We start from the raw sequence: 17,854 nt of genomic DNA on the forward strand, positions 1-17,854 counted from the left end.
ACTTGACAGTGGCTAGATTAGGCAGGGTCGCATAACTTGTCAACGACAAGATTGTCGATGATCATCGAGACATGCCCAAGAGCGCGTACCACCACGGCGACCTGAAGACCACGCTGCTCACCGCCGCCGCCGATCAGATAGCGACCGAAGGGATCGACTCGATCTCCCTGCGGGCCCTGGCTCAGCGCGCGGGCGTCTCCCACGCCGCTCCCGCCCACCATTTCGGCAACCGTCAGGGCTTGTTCACCGAGCTGGCCATCGAGGGCTACGGCTTGCTCGCGCAGGAACTGCACTGCGCCGCAGGCGATTTCGGGGAGATGGCCGTCGCCTACATCCGCTTCGCCCGCCGCTACCCCGGTCATTTCGATATCATGTTCCGCCGCGACCTTCTCGATACCGACGACGAGCGTCTGATCGCAGCCAATGCAGGGTCGGGTCGTGAATTGCGCACCGGCGTCGACGAATTGGATGGTCCGGTGGCAGATCAGAAGGCGGCGCAGCTGGCAGCATGGTCCCTGGTTCACGGCTTCGCCGCGCTATGGCGCGCTGGAACGCTCATCGAGTCGGAACTCGGCGGTGAGGATCCCGAGGAACTGGCCCGCCGCATGGTCGCCGCTGTCGAACTCAAGTAGAGCCGACACCTCTGAAATCCCTGTCGCGGTTGAACTGGCAGTGGTTTCGGCGCCGCATGGCAGTTCGGTCGCAGCTGGTTCGGCGCGGTACACCGCCGCTTCGAGTACGCCCCACGGCCTCGTCGTCGGGTCCTCGCCGCCACACGCGGAAGGGCCGTGCGGCTCCGCGAGCGGCGCCGGCGGGGGCTCGGGCGCGGCCAGGTGGCGCGGGGGCCGGATCTGCCACAGCAGGTAAATCCCGGCCGCGCAGCCGAGGGTGATCGCCAGGGCCATCCAACTGGGCACCGCAGGGCTGGCCCCGTTTGGATCCCGATACCAGCGCGGCGAGTATGCGACCCGGCTGAAGCTGCTGCCGCGTAGCGCCACCACCAGGCCGGACACGGCCGAGGGGATATGAGCTGAGTCACAATTCGCCGCCCGGGTCGTTCCCGATGTCGAAACCTCCGCAGCCCGTTCGAGGAGTACTCGAGTGGCATCCCGGAACACATCGAGGAGATGACATGCCCAACGTTCGCACCGATATGACGGTCTCACTGGATGGCTACATCTGTGGGCTCGCCGCGCAGCAGCCGCCCTACCTGGACAAGGGGTTCTTTCGGATCACCGAATGGGCTGTCGCGCACCAGGCGTGGCGTGAGCGCGGGGGGTTCGACGGCGGATTGCAGGGCGCCGACAACGCACTGCTCAAGGAGATGTTCGAGCAGGCCGGCGCGTATGTGATGGGGCGCAGGATGTTCGACTCCGGGGAGGAGCCGTGGGGCGAGTCCCCACCGTTCCACGCACCCGTGTTCGTCGTCACCCATCGCGAGCGCGAACCGCTGATCCGCAAGGGCGGCACGACTTTCCATTTCGTCACCGACGGCCCGGCGGAGGCGATCAAGCGCGCGAAGGCCGCCTGTGGTGACCGGAACGTGCATATCAGCGGCGGCGCGACGATCGTGCAGCAAGCGATCGCCGAGGGGCTGCTCAACGAGATGCACGTGCACATTGCGCCGGTGTTGCTCGGGCAGGGCACCCGGCTGTTCGAGCAACTGCCCGACACCGCGATCGAGTTGGACCGATTCCACGTTCTCGATTCACCCGCCGTCACCCACCTCGGCTTCCGGTTCCCCACCGCCGCCTGACCACGACCAACTATCGAAAGGCACGAGTTCCATGACCAGCCCCGTCCTGAGCGCTGTCGATTCCACCGACGGCAGCACGATCGCCGTGGAAACCATCGGCTCCGGCACACCGGTGATCCTCATCGGCGGCGCGTTCAACGACCGCTCGACCGTTGCCGCGCTCGCCTCGACCCTGGCCCCGCACGTCACCGCGGTCAGCTACGACCGCCGCGGCCGTGGCGGTAGCACCGATGTCCGTGGCGACTTCGCCGTCCAATCCGAAATCGACGATCTAGCCGCCGTGATCAAGCATGTGGGCGGCGCCGCGCACGTGTTCGGTCATTCGTCCGGTGCCGCTCTGGCTTTGGAAGGCGTGCTACGCGGGCTGCCGATCGACAAGGTCGCCGTGTACGAGATGCCCGCGGTGGTCGACGGCAACCGCGCGGAACCGCCGGCCGACGTCTTCGATCGGCTCGTCGCCCGCCTTGCTCGCGGCGACTACGACGGCGCGGCCGAACTGTTCCTCACCGAGCAGGTCGAGGTGCCGGCGCCGATAGTGGCCGGAATGCGTAACGCACCGGTGTGGGAATTCCTGCGCGCCCAGGCCAACAGCCTGCCCTACGACGTTGCCGTATCCGGTCCCCAGATGCGTTTGCAGTCCGACCGCTACGCCACGATCACCATCCCGGCTCTGGTCATCAACGGTGATCAGACCTGGCCGTGGATCCAGACCGCGAACCAGGCCTTGGCCGCCGCCATCCCGAGCGCACGCCGGGTAGTCCTGCCCGGTGCCGATCACGAAATCCTCGCCCAGCCCGAACTGCTCGAGCCGGTGCTGCTCGACTTCTTCGGCTGAGCAGGAGCGCGGTGCTCATTTATCCGCGTGACGATTTGGGTCAAGGGCGAGGAAGTCCCAGAGCTGCTGTGCCACACCGGCGTAACCATGCCGAACGCCTCGAGACCGATCGAACATCTGAGCTTCCCGCCGGGTATAGCGCGGTTCGGGACAGTTTGGCGATCGTTTTCCGAACGCGCCGCCATGTTCGATCGTTGGGTGTAGACGCCGGGAATTGGCTCGGACGTAGCCTGCCGTTGACCTTGAATGCCTAGGCTGGTGCAGGTCGGCCCCCTCTGCGGTGGCGTAGACCCCTCGGCATTGCCCTGGGCCTTCGTGGCATTCCTCGCGCGTGGTCGACCTCGGCGTACACCGCCGCCGCGAGTTGAGAATCCAGCCCGCCCGGTGCGACCGGCGTCGGGCAGGGATTCGGAGGTGCGCCATGACAGCAACCCCACGCGAACCACGCGGTGACGGGCCCGCTCGCCGGCCGGGAAAGTGGTACAAGACGGCACCCGGCATCACCACCGGCTCCGATGACGATTTGCCGGTGGTGCGCTGGCCGGAGCCGAGTCGGCTCGACTCGTGGTGGCACGCCGTCATGCACCCCGCCGCCGAGCCACCCACACCCACATGACCAGAACCGGCTCGATCGGCACACAACGGTAGTTCCCAGCACGGACCTTCCGACGAATTTCCGCCCGGGGTATGGGATTCCGGAGCGTCACGATGATGCGACCGTTCGGTATCTTTTGCGGGTCGCATTCGGCGAACGGTGCGCCATCCGGCGCCGATGCTCGCCACGTCCGGGCCCGCTCCCGCCGACGACGACACCCGGTACGCCTACGAATGGAAGTACGACGGAATCCGCTGTCTGGCATGGATTTCCGACGGCGTGTGCCACCTGGTCAGCCGTAACGGCGACTCCCTCAACGCGGCTTTTCTCGAGATCTCCCACGCCGTGGTGTCGCTGGCGGCGGGGTGGGAGATGACCCTCGACGGTGAACTGGTGGCTCCGGACTGCGACGGGGTGGTTCTCCGTATCGGTCGCCGCCGAGGCGCGGCCGAGCCCAGCACTGATCCGGGCGGTGCCGGCGCGCTTGTACGTGTTCGATCTGCTGGGTTTCGGCGGCCGGGACCTGCGCACGCTGACCGTGCGCTCGTTTCGGAGCGATACCCTTGAACAGGAGGTCTGGTGGAAAGGAGTTGATGTGGGGCAACTTCGGTACGAGGTCGCATCGCGCGCTGCCGCCGTGTGATCGCTCGGGGCTGATCTCGAGTGCCAATGCACGAGCCGATCGATCTGGTCGATTCAGCTGAACGAACCCGCACAGCGCTTGCCACTGTCGTGGCACTGTTCTCAGAGGCTTGGGCGTCCGGGTTCCCACCCGACCTGTCGGCATACCTACCCCGTGATCCGGTTGATCGGCGGACGATATTGATCGAACTGATCAAGATCGATCTCGAATACCGCTGGCTTCGTCATCACTTTCCCAAACGACTGACCGAATATCGTGCGGAATTCGCGGAGCTGCAGAATGGTCCGCTGCCAGCCGAGCTGGTCTACGAGGAATTCCACGCCATGCGGCGCGGTTCCCCCGGCGCCGATGCGGCTGACACGCATGCTGAGGCCACTTCCATGGCCGGCTCTGAACCGGCACGACACACGAGTGATTACCGCAGCACGATGATTGCTCGTCCACGTGCCCAAGTAGCTCTCGACGCCATCGATGTCGGCGACCATATCGACGATTTCGACCTCCTGATGAGGATCGGATCCGGTGCCTTCGCTCAGGTGTATCTCGCTCGGCAGCAATCGATGCAGCGACTGGTCGCGGTCAAGATTTCCCACAATCACGGCATCGAGCCGCAGACCCTCGCCCAACTGGACCACGACTACATCGTGCGCATCTACGACCAGCGACTCATCGCCGATGGCGAGCTGAAGCTGCTCTACATGCAGTACCTACCCGGAGGAACACTGTTCGATGTGCTGCGCTTACAGCGCGCGAGGCCCCCGGAACACCGCGGTGGGCAACTGCTGCTCGATGCCATCGACGAGGTACTCGCGCAGAAGGGCGAGGTTCGGCCCGCCGAATCTGGACTTCGAACCCGGATCGCCGCACTGACGTGGCCGGAGACCGTCGCCTGGCTGGGCCGCCGACTTGCGGACGCGCTTCAGCATGCGGCCGAACGAGGGGTGTTGCATCGAGACATCAAACCCGCGAACGTACTGCTGAGCGCCGAGGGCATCCCCAAGTTGGCCGACTTCAACGTCAGCTCCAGCAACCGCATCAAGGGCACGAGTCCGCTGGCGTACTTCGGCGGTTCACTGGCGTACATGTCGCCCGAACAGCTCGAGGCCTGCCATCCGGACTTGCCGACGACCGCCGCCGACCTCGACACTCGAAGCGACATCTTCGCGCTGGGTGTCATGCTGTGGGAGCTTCTCACGGGCCGCCGCCCATTCGCGGACGAACCGTCCGCCGGCGAGTCGGAGACATCGCTGGCCCGCATGCTCGAGCTGCGGCGCAGACCCGTCGAGCCGAAGTTCCTGTCGGAGCTTCCGCCCGATTGCCCGATGGCGCTGCGCCGAGTGCTGTTGAAGTGTCTGTCGCCCAACCGCGAGGACCGCTACTCGTGCGGCACAGAATTGGCTCAGCAGCTCGACTTGTGCCTCGAGGACAGGGCCCGTGACCTGGTCTACCCGCCGCCGAACAGTTGGCGGGCACGACTTTCACGACGGCCCACCCTCGTCCTGTGGTCATCTTCGCTGGTCGGCGTCGACCTGGCTCATATCTACGGGGGTGTGCACATGCATGACCTGCTCGCCGACCGCCTGACCGATGCCACCATCTTGCAGCTCGTCAGGGGCGTCATCATTTTCTATCTCTGTGCCTTTCCCTTGTCCGTCCTCGTCTACGTATACATGTCGCGTGATCTGCTCGCGGTTCCACGCGGCTTGCGCCATGGCAGGCGCTACGACGAGGTAAAGCTCGCGCGGGTGCGGTCGCGAACACTGTTTTGGGGCGACTTGTGTGCGATGAACACTCTTCTGTTCGCGGTTCTCGGGACCGCGACGGGGATGATGCTGCTTGTCCGGTTTACCGACCTGCCGGCGCGGATGCTGGTCCATGCGGTAACGACCGTTCTGGTGATGGGCACCGTCTCGGTTGCCTACACGTTCTTCCTTTCGACGTTCTACGTGGTCCGCTGTGTTTATCCCATCTATTTGCGCCACGGCCGCACCACGGCGGATGACTCCGCCGATCTTCACGCGCTGCGTCGCAGAACCACGGTCTTTCTCGCGGTAACGGCGTCAGTGCCGCTGGTCGGGGTGCTGGCCGGATTCACCACCGTCGAACCCGAGGAGCTTCCGCTCGTGCGCGATTCGGTTCTCGGGTTGTGTGCGGCCTCCGGGCTCGCATTCGTCGCCATCTACTGGTTGTTCCGCAAGCTGCACGCAGACCTGCGCGCGCTCGAGCGGGTGGTCTAGCAAATCAGCCGCGGCCTGCCAGCTGCTCCCTGCGCCGCCTCCTCCGCACTCCATCGGCATAAACCGTCGCGCTGTCCGGGACTCACCTCACAGGTCAGGTCGGTGACTGCGGCGCGCACGAGCCCATCCGGTGACGGCGATCCGCAGTGCGGGCCACCACAAGCTGCCCCGGAGTAGGTAGGGCCAACCCCCAGGTGCCGGCCAGTGACACCGGCCCTCAAGCCGCTGTGCAGGAAGGGATTTCGCCCTGCCGAGATGCTCAGTAGGTCGGTAAGGGTGGCGCAGGCTCGAATACGACCGGCAGTTCGACCAGGGCACGCTGCATCGGTCCCGGCCGCCAACGGAGTTCTGTGCCCGCGACGGCCAGCCCGGGGAGGGCCTCCAGCAGTTGTTCCATGGCGCACTGCGCAATCAGATACGCGAGCGGCCGCGCGGGGCACGCGTGCGGGCCGGCGCTCCACGCCAGGTGGGCGCGGTTGCCGCTGCGTCGATCGCCGGTGATCTCGGGATCGTTGTTGCAGGCGGCCACGCTGACAACCACGGGTTGGTGAGCAGGTAGCCGAACTCCGTCGAGCAGAGCCGGACGCACGGGATAGCGGACGCAGTTGTTGGGCAGGGGCGGGTCGGCGAACAGCACGTGTTCCAATGCGTCGGTAGTGGATACGGCGCCACTGATGATGTCGTCGCTGAACGGCTCATCGATGAGCAGCAGGCGCAGTGTGTTGGTGATCAGCGCCTGCAGGGGCTCCATTCCGATGCCGTAGAACAACAGGAGCTGTTGAAGGATTTCGTCGTCGCCGAGTGCGGTGCCATGGTGCAGGAGACGACTGGCCACATCGGTCCCCGGTGTGGCTAGTTTGAGCTTCATCAGCTCGAACAGCGAAGCTTCGAGCGCACGGCCGGCCTTCTGCACGTCGACGCCGTCGGCGATGGCGGCAAGTTGTGCGGCCGCCTTCCGGCCGATGGCGGGTGGGCACCCCAGTAGGTCGGTGATCACCGCAAAGACGAGTGGAGAAGCGTAGTCGGCGACCAGATCCGCGGTCCCCGTGGTGCAGAAAGCGTTGATCAGCGGTACGGCGGTGCGCTCGACAGCTCTCCGCACAGCATGCAGGTCGACGTCCTCGAGTGCCGCATTGACCACCGATCGAAGCCGGGCGTGCGCGTGACCTGTATTGCGCATCGGGATAGGCCGCCAGCCCAGCACCGGAAGCGCCGGACAGTCTTCCTCGACCGTCTGCTGCCAGTCTCGCGGATCGGCGGTAAAGCGGTCGGGATCGTTGAGGATCGCCAGGCCGGCTCGGTAGCCGATGACGAGCGTCGCGGGAACTCCCGGTGCGAGTTCCACCGGTACGTACGAGCCGAAAAGTGCTCGCATCTTTCGGTATTCGAGATGGGGGTCGGCGCTGAACTCGGCGGAATACAGGGAAATACGGTGTGCGTCAGCCTCGGCGGGGTGTGATGTCGGTACGGTCACCGTTCTCCGGACACATGGGGCTAATCGGGAATGGGCGGCCGGACAAAGGGTTCTCCCGTTTGCCGGGCTTGGCCACCATGCTCACACCCGACCCCGGACTCGAGTACCCGCCATCTGCACCAGAAGTGAGGCGATATCACCGCCAAACGCGCGCCACCGCCGTCGACAATCGGCGAGATCGTGTTCCACACCGCCCCAACGGCTCCCATCCGTTGGAAGTCGCCCGACCGGCACTCAGTACCACGGCCCGGTATAGCCGCCGTTGGTGTCACGTATCAGCTGAAGAAGCACTGCGCCGCAAAACCGAGCAAGAGTGGCGAGACAATGATTCTCCCGATCCAGCCGGGACTCGCCCTGCCCCGGCGCCAGCACTTCTGGCATGGGTGTAGCCACCGCTGCCCCAGTCTGTTACGGCGCGACGTACGCGCGGATTTCCCTGGGTCGGCTGATCTGAGGGAGCGGGTGATATGCGGACACGCGGGTGTGGCCTGCCGTTGTCGGGCCACTGTCGGATGGCTGTCGCCGCCTCGAAGAGAACCGTCCGCTTGTTAGGTTTTCCGTTGCTTAGTCACGGAAATGATTGGCAATAAAGGGATTTCGGCGATCCGTGTGCGCGACGAACGGCTAGAATCGACGCCGCTGAAGGGGGAGGTCCCATGGTCGACTCACCGGGTCCGGGCACTCAGGTCCATGTCGGCGGCGCCGTGTCGGCGCAAATGGTGGTGGGCAACCACAATTACGTTGTCAACCTCGAGCGGACCTACATTGTCGGGGGCGCGGTGAATCCGCCCACGCCGTCCCGGCGGGCTACGCCGGAGGCGCACCCGTTGCCGCGTGCTGGTGGCGAATTACTGGGCAGGCGTGCGGAGTTGGCGTTGCTGTCCCAGTGGGTGGATGAGGAGATGCCGGTCGTCGTGTACGGCACCCCGGGGGTGGGGAAGTCGGCGCTGCTGGGGCGCTTCGCCGCCGATCGCCGCGAATCCGGCAGCACGGTGGTGTTTCTGCATGCGGCCGGGCTCGATGTCGGCGACGTGATTCAACAGCTGTTCCAAGCCTTCTACGACGCGGACAATTACTTGCCGGACCGGCACCGTCTGCGGCGGCTGATGGGCTCGGTGCACGCGCTGATCGTGATCGACGACTTCGACGGTGCCGCTGAGGATCTCGAAGAGCTGCTCGACGCCCTGCCATCGGGGGACCTGGTCGTTGCGAGCCGACGGCGCCTGTCATCGAGTCGAGGACAGCTCCTGGAGCTGCTGGGCGTGGACGAGGACGCCGGGCTCGCCCTCATCACGCGGACCCTCGGCCACGATCTGGGCGAGAACCTCGAACCGGCGCGGCGGCTGTACACGGCGGCACGCGGTCATCCTCGAGCTCTGGTGCAGGCCGGAGCGTGGTTACGCCGTGCGGGCCCGGCGGTCGCGGTCGCTGATCCCGACGTGCTCCGCACGGCGATGCTCACCGGATTGTCGGCAGCTTCGCGCCAGGTGGTGAGCGCGTTACTGGCCGGTGGTGGTTCGGCGCTCTCGCCGGCGCTGTGTCAGGTGATGACCGGCCGGCCGGCCGAGTCGATTCTGCAGGAACTGCAGGAGCTTTCGCTGGCAGAATCCGCCGGCGCCGGATATCGGCTCTCCGTCGATGCCGTACTGGTGGGAACGGCATGGGCCGGCTCGCCGCCGGATCCCTCAGGGTTCCTCGAACCGCTGCTCGAATGGGCCACCAGCACCGCCACGGCCAAACAGGTCGGCGCCGCGTCCCCGGTCCTGATCCGCGTGCTCGATACCGCGATCACCGACGGGAACACCGGCCCAGCCTGCAGTCTGGCCCGTACGATCGCCCCGGTTTTAGCCGCCACGCTGCAGTGGGGTGCGTGGCGCGAGGTGCTGAAACTGGGCGCCGCCGCGGCAGCGGCCTCCGGATCCGCCGCGGACCGTGCCTATTTCGAGAACGAGGACGCTGTCCGGCAGCGAGCTGTCAATGCTGTCGCCGGCATCACCGTGGCCGGAGGCGCCGCGGGCGGGGTGGCTCTGGGTAAAGCCGTCACCGCGTGGACATTGCGAAAATCGTTGCAAACTGCGATCTCTGCGCATCCGGCAGCCGCTGTCTGCGTGGCCACCGTCGCTGTGGGTGCGGCGGTGGCCGGAGCGACCATCGTGGCGACCGAACAGCCGATGCCACAAACCCAGCCCGCGGCCCTGGAAACACAGGCTCCGCCACCGATCGTGCCCGCCGTCACCACCACGATTCCGGTGACCACGTCGGACACGGAGACGACGACTCGCGCCAAGCCCACCTGTACACCTGAGAGCCGGTGGCTCTATCCGAACCCCTTTTTCACCTACCTCGACGAGGGCGGCATCTCGGGCGTGCCCGGTTCGGCCACGATCGTCGCCGCATACACCCTCTGGCAGAACTGCGACAACGTCGTCGGAGCAACAATCCAGGGTGACGCCGCGTTCACGATCAACTCCACCAAATGCCAACCAGCAGTTCGCCGTTGCGACTTCGCGGTGACGTTCGCACCGCCGCGAGCGGGGGAGTACCACGCCACCTTCGTCATCCATACCCAGAGCGGCCAGTCGCTCACCGGCGCCGCGTTGACCGGGGTGGCGTCGAAGCCGGGCGGCATGTCGGCGGGGCCCTCGACCACGTCGACGCCTCCGCCGTCCACGACCGATTCAGGTGGGGTGCCGAGACTCGGCCCGACCGAGCCGCCGACCACATCGTCGACGACCACCTCGACGACCCCACCGACCAGTACGCCGCCGACCACCACGTCCTGAAGGAGACCCGATGACGGCCAATCCGACCGACACGCCCTCGGACCGCACCACCGTCAACATCGGTGGGAGCGTGTCCGGGCAATTCACTGTCGGTGACCACAACACTGTCAGCAACATCGTTTCCGGCAACGCCTCCGTCGCGGTCACCGCTGATGACATCGCTTCTCTGCGAGCCGAATTCGGCCGTCTACGTGACCAGTTGCCGAGCGAGGGTCCACTGGCCGAGCAGGCGCGGGAGAATCTCGACGACCTCGAGGAAGCAATCACCGCGGCCGAGCCGGATGTGTCGACGATGTATTCCATTCGCAACTGGTTCAGCCGAAAGCTTCCGCAATTCACCGGCGCTGTCACGACGCTGATCGTCAACCCGATCGTGGCGCAACTGGTTGCTGCGGCCGGAGGCGCGCTCGTGGGCCAGTTCCAGCAGCAGTTCGGAACCGAGCTCAACTCTTAGCTCGAGCGAGAGCGCAACAGGACCGGATGAGTCGTCGGTGTTCCTCGGTCACACCGAAGCCGGATTCCGTACGCCGAGGACGCTCACCGACCGGGAGCTCTGCCCAAGGAACAGGGGGGCTCAATCCTGTTCCAAACGAATCCGTTTCGCGTATCTTCGGCGCGTGAACACCAAGAACCGCACGGTCCGAGCAGGATTCGCCGCTTGCGCCCTCGCGGCGGGCCTTGTCGCTGTCGCGGGCCCGGCCGCAGCCGAAATACCCCTCACACCCGCCACCGCGGATCCGATCTGGGGCGCGACCACCGGTCCCATTCCGACCGGTAGCGCCGTCGCCGCCGGCCAAGGCAGCTCCCAGGCCGGACTGCCGAACCTCGCCGGTCCGCTGCTCGCCGCGCCCGCCGCCCTGCTCAACGTCCTGCTCGGCGGTGCGCGCCCCTGCACCCTGTCCGCCACCTGCAACGGGATCGGATAGCACTCCGCCACCGCAAGACGCGAAAGGCCTACCCCCTGGGCGACCGAGGATCTGATCCGTGGACGCTGGGGGTGACGAGGCTAGGTGGTGTAGCGCTCGGCGAAGACGACCTGTTCCAGCGGGCGCCGGCCTGGGTGCGGTGGGGTGGTGGCGGAGTGTCCGATCGTCACGATGACGGCGATGGCCAGATCATCGCGGTCCTCGATGCCGATCGCCTTCTTCACCAGATCGGGATCCCAGCCGTTCATCGGAGCCGACGCCAGCCCCAGCGCGGTGGCCGCGAGCATGGCGTAGGTGGCGGCGATCATGGCGTTCTTCACCGCGTTCTCCCGCAACAGTCCGCGGTTGTGCAGGTCGTGGAATTCCGCCCGGCTGTCGAACATAGCGGTGAACTCGGCGTTCCAGGCGCCGCGGCGCCCGGCGGTGTCGGCGATGTCGGTGTTCGGCGCCTTCCATGCCGCACTGTCGGCCACGAAGACCAGCGCCACCGGGGCCTCCCGGGGCTGTGGCTGCCCGAAGGCCGCCTCCGAGAGCCGGGCTCGCCCGGCCGCACTGGTCACCACCACGATCGATCGGTCCTGCATGTTCCAGGCACTGGGGGCCTGCATGGTCAGCTCCAGCAGTTCGGTCAGCACGTCCGGGTCGATCGGATCGGGGAGGTAGTGGCGGACGGTGCGGCGCCGGTGGATCGCTTCCGGGACAGACAAGGTATCGGCTTTCATGAGACTAACTATCGGAGAGTGGCAAACTTTTTGAAAGAAGGCACCTTTCGGTTCGTTACAATGGCCGGGGTGCGCACACATGTCGAATCCTCGGGCCTGCCCGCCGATGTCTTCTCCGCTCGCTGCCCTACTCGTCAGGTGCTGGACCGGATCGCCGGTAAATGGACGGTCCTGATCATCGACGCGCTCGCCGGCGGGACCATGCGCTACACCGATCTGCAGCGCCGCATAGAGGGCATCTCCCAGAAGATGCTCACCCAGACCCTGCGCGAACTCGAGACCGACGGTTTCGTCATCCGCACCGTCCAGCCCACCGTCCCGCCGAAGGTCGAATACACCCTCACCCCACTGGGTTACAGCCTGCGCACCCCGATCACCGCGCTGCGCGAATGGATCGAGGCCAACATCAACGAGATCGAAGCCGCTCGAGCGGCTTCGCGGCAACACCGTGACTCGGCTGACCAACAGTCGGCGAGTTCCTGACCGTCCCGGCTTCTCGAGCCCCTGCATTCGGCCTGGCCGTCGACCGGGCCGCCGCATCTACGTGGTCACCACGCGCCGCGACCGCACACCTGACGATCAGCGCCCACCCGATCCCATATCCTCCACACGATCGCGGTCCACCGATGACGATGCCGCGCCTACCGCGGTTCAGAGTTGCTGCTCATCATGACCCACGTAGGAGGACCGAGCATGGGCGTTTTCAGGTATCGGGTAGCGCATGCGCTGGGGTTTCGCCCCTGGGAAGCGGCGGCCCGGCAGCGCGATGTATCCCACATACTGGCCGCCCAATTCGACCAGGAGCAGGCAGGAGCACGGCTGCCCTCCGGCACCGCCTTGGATCTCGGCTGCGGCACCGGCAGGCACGCCGTGGAACTGGCCCGCCGCGGCTGGCAGGTCACCGGGGTCGACATCGTGCCGAAGGCCATCCGGCTCGCTACCAGGCGCGCCCGCGCCGCCGGCGTCGCTGCCCGCTTCCTCGAAGGCGATATCACCGCCCTCCCGGCCGAGGTCGGCACGGGATACCGGCTGATTCTGGACTTCGGTGTCTTCCACGGCCTGACCGACCCCGAACGGCACACCATGGGCCTGCAGGTGGACACCGTCGCCGCCGCAGACGCAACCCTGCTCATGGTCGCGTTCGAACTGGGCCACCACGGCCCACTGCCCCGCGGCGCCGTACCGGCGGACATCACGGCCGCATTCCCAGGTTGGACAATCATCGACGACGTGTCCCTACTGAAGGTGGCGGGCAGGATGGTCCACCTTTATCGGCTGCGCCGCACCGGGGTTCCGGGGTGTCGGCAAGAATTGGCCCGCGAGCACCGTTGAAGTGCCCAGTTTCCTGGCCTCGGAGAACGACGAATCCTCGACCATCCCGCAACCCCGGTGCTGAAGACGAGTACGAGCTGCAAGAACCGTACTGCCGAGGAGTTCGTGACATGCCGGACGATCCGCAGTCCCGTTCAACCGCAACAGAATCCGCACGTCAGCACTGAACACGACTCCGAACACTGACAGGGGACACGCTCGCAGTTGGTCGGGGCTCGGTCATTCGCCGGTTGGGGTTGCGATCGTGACGGGCACGGCGCACGAGGTCAAGCCGACTGCGAACGAGACGGCTGTAGGTTCGTGCGGTGCTTGCTCGCCGGCCGTCACCTCGACGGACAGCTCCGGATTCACCTCGGAGTCGATGATGACCGCCTCGAAGGACAGGACATCCTCGCGAGAGTCGGCGCCCGCGGGATAGGTGGTGCCATCGTCGACCGTCAGCTGACTGTGTGTGAAGGTCAGTCCCGATTCAGGGTTGACGCCGACGACGACGCGCACTGGGCCGGCGCCTGCTTCTCCCGTGGGTGTCACGCGGACGCCGACGCGCACCGGCGACCCGCCTGGTGTAATGGTCACCTGTTCTGGGCTGGGATCGATGGTGAAGGGTTTTCCGATCTCGCCGGTGAGCCGAATCGTGCCCATGCTCTCCTCCTGATCTGCGTCCTCGGAATCGCGTGTAAATCTGCTCGACGAACCGCGCGGTTGGCGCTCGGGGTTGTGCGGGGGTCCGCTGCTTTCCTCACGCCGACACGATTTCGAAAACCGGGTGGGTGCGGGCGTTGTCGAGGAATTGCTGCGGTGACGAGTCCACATCCACCTCCAGGTAGGGCAGCACGAAGAACCGTCGATACAGCGCCACAATGGGTTTGGGAACGTGTGGTGGTCCCGTGACCAGCGATGCGCGGAACACCTCGGCTGCTTGATCGGCGGGCAACTCGGCGGCCGTCACGGACTCGAGGTGTCTGCCCTGGCGCAGCGTCGCCCTTCCTTGCGCCGCACGCAGGTTGCGCACCCAGTTCACCGTTCCATAGGACGCGACGAGATATCGTCGGCCGTGTTGTTCGAACACCGCCAGCGGCGTCTGGATGGCGCGGCCGGTGCGGCGTCCGGGCACGGTGAGGACACGGAACGTCCACATCGGCAACCCGGCGCGTATCACGGTCCGCATCCACGCGTTGGATGCCCTGACACCCCACCCCGCTCGATACGGCTTGGCCATGATGTCGAGGGTTCACCTGTCCACGGGTGAAGGCAAGGGCCCCGAGCAGTCTCGAGAAGTCGGGTCGGCCAGATGGGCCGGTCATCGAGCCGACAGCAGCGTGGTGATCGCCGCTGAGCCGACCGCCGGTTTACGGTCCTCCTACCGGTGCTGATCCGTCCCGCCTGCCCAGGCTGGTGGGAGGATCTCGGTTGAAACGTCGGCGATTTCGCGAAGGCGGGCCGGGGTGACGCCGATGCGGCTCAATTGGATGAGACCCTGGGTGGTCATGATGACATTGGCGCTCAGGGCCGAGAGGAGTTCTTCGTCGGCCGGGCCGGTGGCGATCATGGCGCGGCGGAGGCGTTCGGCGACAGCGTTTTCCATGGTGGCGGTGGTGCGAGCGCCGATGGTCGCGACTTCCGGGATGCGGGTGCCCAGGTGGGCGATGCTATTGATCATGAGGCAGCCACGGCGGTCGGGGTGGGCGGCGCAGTCGTCGATGACGGCATGGCAGAGGGCGCGGACGGCGGCACGCGCCGATCCGGGGGCGGATTCGATTGCCGCGCGGACGAATCGGGCGCGCTGGTCGCAGTAGCGTTCGAAGGCGGCCAGGAACAAGCCGCGTTTGTTGCCGTAGGCGCCGTAGATGCTGCCGTTGCCGATGCCGGTGGCGCGGGAGACGTCCTCGACCGAGGTGGTGTCGAAGCCTTGCGGCCAGAAGAGTTCGATCGCGGCATCGAGCAGCGCCTGCTCGTCGAACTGTCGCGGTCTACCCATGGGACTCACCGTATCAATCTGCGATCTCGAGCACTTTACTTGTTCTGGAGGCGTGCCTCCATAATACTGGTTGACATGTCCTCAAAATCTTCCGATACCGCCCGTCGCCGGGTGGGGATCCTCGTGTTCGATGGTGTGAAGATGCTCGACTTCGTCGGTCCCGCCGAGGTTTTCATGGAAGCCAATCAATCGGTGAACGGGTACGAGGTGGTGTTGCTCTCGGCCGACGGGCGGGATGTGCAGACCTCGATCGGTGCACGGGTCGCGGTGAGCGGTGCGGCGGCCGAGGCCGGGAGGTTCGACACCGTGGTGATTCCGGGGAGTGAACTGCCGGTCTCGGTGTTCGTGACGCCCGAGCTGCTGGCGGCGGCTCGGCATTTGTCCGCGCACACCCGGCGGCTGGTGTCGATCTGTAGTGGGACAGCGGTGCTGGCAGCACTCGGGCTGCTCGACGGGCGGCGGGTGACCACGCATTGGAAGTACGCACCGGATCTGGCCCGGAAGTTCCCGGCCGTGAAAGTGGAGCCGGACGCGATTTTCGTCCGGGACGGCAATCTCTACAGTTCGGCCGGGGTGGCCGCGGGCGTGGATCTGGCCCTCGCCCTGGTCGAGGAGGATCATGGTGCGGACGTGGCGCGGCGCGCGGCGCAGCTGCTGGTGGTGTACATGCAGCGGTCGGGTGGACAGTCGCAGTTCTCGGCTTCCCTGACCGGCCCGGTGGCGCGCAGTTCACTGGTGCGCACGGTCGTCGATCTGATCTGCGCGGATCCGGCCTTCCCGCATACGGTGCAGACCCTCGCGGCGCACGCCCGGGTGAGTGTGCGGCACCTGACCCGGCTGTTCCGGTCCGAGCTGGAACGCTCACCGGCCGAATACGTGGCGTTCATCCGCTTCGGCGTCGCCCGGGACATGCTGCACGCCGGGTGCTCGGTGACGGAAGCGGCCATGGCGGCGGGATTCGGCAGCAGTGAGGCGCTGCGCCGGGCTTTCATTGCCCGCCTGGGCGTTTCGCCACGCCAGTATCAGCAGCGTTTCCGCACCACGGGCTCGGCGACGTGGCCGGCGCTGCCGGAGCCTGCCATCGCGGCCGTGTCCTGAATCGGGGTTTTCACGGCTCGCAGTGAGGGGCGGCGCACAAAGGTTTCAGACGAAAATATCTGTACCGCGCTGCTCTCACTTCCGGTGCCGCAGAAAGGACGCGAAAGCCGCTGTGGCGCAGGCGGTCGCGACATTGCGCGCGGTGCTGCATCCTGACCCACCGCCGGGCGAGCCGATCCGCGCCCGGCGCAACCGTCCTATCCGATCTCGAACCCGGAGGCCATCCCCATGACCACCACCCCCACAGTCGTCCTGGTCCACGGCGCTTTCGCCGATTCCTCCAGCTGGAACGGCGTCATCGAAATCCTCGCCGCCGAGGGCGTTTCCGTGCTCGCCGCGGCCAACCCGCTGCGCGGCCTCACCTCCGATGCCGCCTACGTCGCCTCGGTCGTCGACAGCATCGACGGACCGGTGGTGCTGGCCGGGCATTCCTACGGCGGCAGCGTCATCAGCGTTGCGGCGCAAGGGAAGCCCCAGGTCACCGGTCTCGTCTATCTGGCGGCCTTCATTCCGGAGGCCGGTGAGAGCGCGCTGGCGCTGACCGACAAGTTCCCGGGCTCGACCCTCGGCCCGACCACCCGCCCGGCGTCCTACCCGCTGTCCGATGGCACCGACGGCACCGAGTTGTACATCCGACAGGACGAATTCCCGCAGCAGTTCGCTGCCGACGTGCCCGCGGCCACCGCCGCGGCCATGGCGGTGACCCAACGGCCGGTCGCGCTGGCCGCGCTCCAGGAACCGGCTGCGGCGGCCGCGTGGACGAGCATTCCGGCATTCGCGCTGCTCACCACCGACGACAAGAACATCCCGCTGGAAGCCCAGCGGTTCATGGCCGAGCGCGCGCAGGCCGAATCGATCGAGATCGCCGCGTCGCACGCGGTCAGCGTGTCCCAGCCCGGCGCGGTCGCCGAGCTGATTCTGCGTGCGGTGCGGCAGTCGAACTGACCCGTCCGGTGCGGTCGGCCGGCTGACTGTTCAACGCCGCGGGGTTGGAAGGGCTGTATGCGGCTGACACCCTGGTGATTCCGGGGACCGCCGATCCACTCTGATCGTTTTCCGAACACTCGAGCGACGTGGGCGGATGGGATGGGGGAGCCGGTAACGACCTCATCATCGGTCGGCCACGATCGGGCACCGACAGGTTGAGAAGGCCGACCTGTTGGTATGCGCTTAGATGTCGGCGCAGCGCACGACCCCGACTGCTGGGCCGATACGAGGGTCGCGCCCCACGTGCTCTACCGGGACGCTGGGGCGGGACCCTCGTCCATGCGATGTGGTCAGTGGGGGATGCGTTCGTGCAGGGTGAGCAGGATGTGGTCGAAGGCCGACACGGTGGCGGGTTGGGCCGGTGGCACGGCGGGCAGTTCGCGCAGTAGTTGTTCGGCCAGGGCGCGGAGTTTGGTGTTGGTTTCCTGGGAGCGCCACACGAGTAGTTTGAATGCTTGTTCGTCGCTGATGCGGTACATGCGCATCAG

19 protein-coding genes and 1 pseudogene are annotated in these 17,854 nt (G+C 66.3%); 14 read left to right on the plus strand and 6 right to left on the minus strand.

Annotated elements, in window-relative coordinates:
* Positions 1-71 precede the first annotated feature (71 nt).
* The 7 genes and pseudogenes from ABZV44_RS44530 (at position 72) to ABZV44_RS44560 (ending at position 6,066) form a co-directional block, all read left to right on the plus strand.
* Entirely contained in the window at positions 72-632 is a 561-nt protein-coding gene (locus ABZV44_RS44530; RefSeq protein WP_354851132.1) for a TetR/AcrR family transcriptional regulator, read from the plus strand.
* A 500-nt stretch (positions 633-1,132) separates the two neighbouring features.
* Positions 1,133-1,756 (plus strand): dihydrofolate reductase family protein, encoded by a 624-nt coding sequence (locus tag ABZV44_RS44535; protein WP_354851135.1) that lies wholly within the window; start codon positions 1,133-1,135, stop codon positions 1,754-1,756.
* A gap of 31 nt (positions 1,757-1,787) precedes the next feature.
* On the plus strand, positions 1,788-2,591 hold the full coding sequence (locus ABZV44_RS44540; protein ID WP_354851138.1) for an alpha/beta hydrolase: 804 nt from the start codon (positions 1,788-1,790) through the stop codon (positions 2,589-2,591).
* 421 nt (positions 2,592-3,012) lie between these two features.
* Positions 3,013-3,207 carry a hypothetical protein gene (locus ABZV44_RS44545; protein WP_354851141.1) on the plus strand — a complete coding sequence of 65 codons (195 nt, stop codon included), beginning with the start codon at positions 3,013-3,015 and terminating at the stop codon, positions 3,205-3,207.
* A 156-nt stretch (positions 3,208-3,363) separates the two neighbouring features.
* A pseudogene (locus ABZV44_RS44550) lies at positions 3,364-3,537 on the plus strand (ATP-dependent DNA ligase); the annotation flags it as partial.
* Positions 3,538-3,571: 34 nt separating this feature from the next.
* Positions 3,572-3,829, plus strand: a complete 258-nt coding sequence (locus tag ABZV44_RS44555; RefSeq protein ID WP_354851188.1) for a hypothetical protein — start codon at positions 3,572-3,574, stop codon at positions 3,827-3,829.
* Positions 3,830-3,855: 26 nt separating this feature from the next.
* Positions 3,856-6,066, plus strand: coding sequence for a serine/threonine-protein kinase (locus ABZV44_RS44560; RefSeq protein WP_354851144.1), 2,211 nt, complete (start codon positions 3,856-3,858; stop codon positions 6,064-6,066).
* Positions 6,067-6,325: 259 nt separating this feature from the next.
* On the opposite strand, the gene ABZV44_RS44565 is transcribed toward ABZV44_RS44560, so the two are convergent.
* On the minus strand, positions 6,326-7,441 hold the full coding sequence (locus ABZV44_RS44565; RefSeq protein WP_354851147.1) for a cytochrome P450: 1,116 nt from the start codon (positions 7,439-7,441) through the stop codon (positions 6,326-6,328).
* A 755-nt stretch (positions 7,442-8,196) separates the two neighbouring features.
* Here ABZV44_RS44565 and ABZV44_RS44570 point away from each other — a divergent pair.
* The 3 genes from ABZV44_RS44570 (at position 8,197) to ABZV44_RS44580 (ending at position 11,249) form a co-directional block, all read left to right on the plus strand.
* The gene (locus tag ABZV44_RS44570) at positions 8,197-10,323 is read left to right on the plus strand and encodes an ATP-binding protein (RefSeq protein WP_354851150.1); all 2,127 of its coding nucleotides are present in this window, start codon (positions 8,197-8,199) and stop codon (positions 10,321-10,323) included.
* Between the two features lie 10 nt (positions 10,324-10,333).
* Positions 10,334-10,777: a hypothetical protein gene (locus ABZV44_RS44575; RefSeq protein ID WP_354851152.1), complete on the plus strand. Its 444-nt coding sequence runs from the start codon at positions 10,334-10,336 to the stop codon at positions 10,775-10,777.
* A gap of 163 nt (positions 10,778-10,940) precedes the next feature.
* Complete coding sequence (locus ABZV44_RS44580; RefSeq protein ID WP_354851155.1) at positions 10,941-11,249, plus strand: hypothetical protein; 309 nt, start codon at positions 10,941-10,943, stop codon at positions 11,247-11,249.
* Positions 11,250-11,329: 80 nt separating this feature from the next.
* On the opposite strand, the gene ABZV44_RS44585 is transcribed toward ABZV44_RS44580, so the two are convergent.
* The gene (locus ABZV44_RS44585) at positions 11,330-11,971 is read right to left on the minus strand and encodes a nitroreductase family protein (RefSeq protein ID WP_354851158.1); all 642 of its coding nucleotides are present in this window, start codon (positions 11,969-11,971) and stop codon (positions 11,330-11,332) included.
* Positions 11,972-12,040: 69 nt separating this feature from the next.
* On the opposite strand from ABZV44_RS44585, the gene ABZV44_RS44590 reads away from it, so the two are divergent.
* On the plus strand, positions 12,041-12,454 hold the full coding sequence (locus ABZV44_RS44590) for a helix-turn-helix domain-containing protein (protein ID WP_354851161.1): 414 nt from the start codon (positions 12,041-12,043) through the stop codon (positions 12,452-12,454).
* A gap of 210 nt (positions 12,455-12,664) precedes the next feature.
* Positions 12,665-13,303: a class I SAM-dependent methyltransferase gene (locus tag ABZV44_RS44595; RefSeq protein ID WP_354851164.1), complete on the plus strand. Its 639-nt coding sequence runs from the start codon at positions 12,665-12,667 to the stop codon at positions 13,301-13,303.
* Between the two features lie 219 nt (positions 13,304-13,522).
* Here the strand turns inward: ABZV44_RS44595 and ABZV44_RS44600 are convergent, their stop codons facing one another.
* The 3 genes from ABZV44_RS44600 to ABZV44_RS44610 form a co-directional block, all read right to left on the minus strand.
* Positions 13,523-13,945, minus strand: a complete 423-nt coding sequence (locus ABZV44_RS44600; RefSeq protein WP_354851167.1) for a hypothetical protein — start codon at positions 13,943-13,945, stop codon at positions 13,523-13,525.
* A 97-nt stretch (positions 13,946-14,042) separates the two neighbouring features.
* On the minus strand, positions 14,043-14,522 hold the full coding sequence (locus ABZV44_RS44605) for a nitroreductase family deazaflavin-dependent oxidoreductase (protein ID WP_354851170.1): 480 nt from the start codon (positions 14,520-14,522) through the stop codon (positions 14,043-14,045).
* Between the two features lie 141 nt (positions 14,523-14,663).
* Positions 14,664-15,281, minus strand: a complete 618-nt coding sequence (locus ABZV44_RS44610; protein ID WP_354851173.1) for a TetR/AcrR family transcriptional regulator — start codon at positions 15,279-15,281, stop codon at positions 14,664-14,666.
* A 75-nt stretch (positions 15,282-15,356) separates the two neighbouring features.
* Between ABZV44_RS44610 and ABZV44_RS44615 the strand changes: the two genes are divergently transcribed.
* Both ABZV44_RS44615 and ABZV44_RS44620 read left to right on the plus strand, forming a co-directional pair.
* Positions 15,357-16,379 carry a GlxA family transcriptional regulator gene (locus ABZV44_RS44615; RefSeq protein WP_354851176.1) on the plus strand — a complete coding sequence of 341 codons (1,023 nt, stop codon included), beginning with the start codon at positions 15,357-15,359 and terminating at the stop codon, positions 16,377-16,379.
* Between the two features lie 228 nt (positions 16,380-16,607).
* Positions 16,608-17,324 (plus strand): alpha/beta hydrolase, encoded by a 717-nt coding sequence (locus ABZV44_RS44620; protein ID WP_354851179.1) that lies wholly within the window; start codon positions 16,608-16,610, stop codon positions 17,322-17,324.
* A gap of 332 nt (positions 17,325-17,656) precedes the next feature.
* Here the strand turns inward: ABZV44_RS44620 and ABZV44_RS44625 are convergent.
* Positions 17,657-17,854: ANTAR domain-containing protein (locus tag ABZV44_RS44625; protein WP_354851182.1), on the minus strand; the 198-nt coding region annotated here is incomplete at its 5' end.

Source organism: Nocardia sp. NPDC004860 (genome assembly GCF_040609015.1).
GTDB lineage: Bacteria > Actinomycetota > Actinomycetes > Mycobacteriales > Mycobacteriaceae > Nocardia.

What these genes read in the sequence shown, in the direction of transcription:
- ABZV44_RS44530 (WP_354851132.1), top strand. Translation starts at nt 72, where the DNA reads ATGCCCAAGAGCGCGTACCACCACGGCGACCTGAAGACCACGCTGCTC.
- ABZV44_RS44535 (WP_354851135.1), top strand. Translation starts at nt 1,133, where the DNA reads ATGCCCAACGTTCGCACCGATATGACGGTCTCACTGGATGGCTACATC.
- ABZV44_RS44540 (WP_354851138.1), top strand. Translation starts at nt 1,788, where the DNA reads ATGACCAGCCCCGTCCTGAGCGCTGTCGATTCCACCGACGGCAGCACG.
- ABZV44_RS44545 (WP_354851141.1), top strand. Translation starts at nt 3,013, where the DNA reads ATGACAGCAACCCCACGCGAACCACGCGGTGACGGGCCCGCTCGCCGG.
- ABZV44_RS44560 (WP_354851144.1), top strand. Translation starts at nt 3,856, where the DNA reads ATGCACGAGCCGATCGATCTGGTCGATTCAGCTGAACGAACCCGCACA.
- ABZV44_RS44565 (WP_354851147.1), bottom strand. Translation starts at nt 7,441, where the DNA reads ATGCGAGCACTTTTCGGCTCGTACGTACCGGTGGAACTCGCACCGGGA.
- ABZV44_RS44570 (WP_354851150.1), top strand. Translation starts at nt 8,197, where the DNA reads ATGGTCGACTCACCGGGTCCGGGCACTCAGGTCCATGTCGGCGGCGCC.
- ABZV44_RS44575 (WP_354851152.1), top strand. Translation starts at nt 10,334, where the DNA reads ATGACGGCCAATCCGACCGACACGCCCTCGGACCGCACCACCGTCAAC.
- ABZV44_RS44585 (WP_354851158.1), bottom strand. Translation starts at nt 11,971, where the DNA reads ATGAAAGCCGATACCTTGTCTGTCCCGGAAGCGATCCACCGGCGCCGC.
- ABZV44_RS44595 (WP_354851164.1), top strand. Translation starts at nt 12,665, where the DNA reads ATGGGCGTTTTCAGGTATCGGGTAGCGCATGCGCTGGGGTTTCGCCCC.
- ABZV44_RS44600 (WP_354851167.1), bottom strand. Translation starts at nt 13,945, where the DNA reads ATGGGCACGATTCGGCTCACCGGCGAGATCGGAAAACCCTTCACCATC.
- ABZV44_RS44605 (WP_354851170.1), bottom strand. Translation starts at nt 14,522, where the DNA reads ATGGCCAAGCCGTATCGAGCGGGGTGGGGTGTCAGGGCATCCAACGCG.
- ABZV44_RS44610 (WP_354851173.1), bottom strand. Translation starts at nt 15,281, where the DNA reads ATGGGTAGACCGCGACAGTTCGACGAGCAGGCGCTGCTCGATGCCGCG.
- ABZV44_RS44615 (WP_354851176.1), top strand. Translation starts at nt 15,357, where the DNA reads ATGTCCTCAAAATCTTCCGATACCGCCCGTCGCCGGGTGGGGATCCTC.
- ABZV44_RS44620 (WP_354851179.1), top strand. Translation starts at nt 16,608, where the DNA reads ATGACCACCACCCCCACAGTCGTCCTGGTCCACGGCGCTTTCGCCGAT.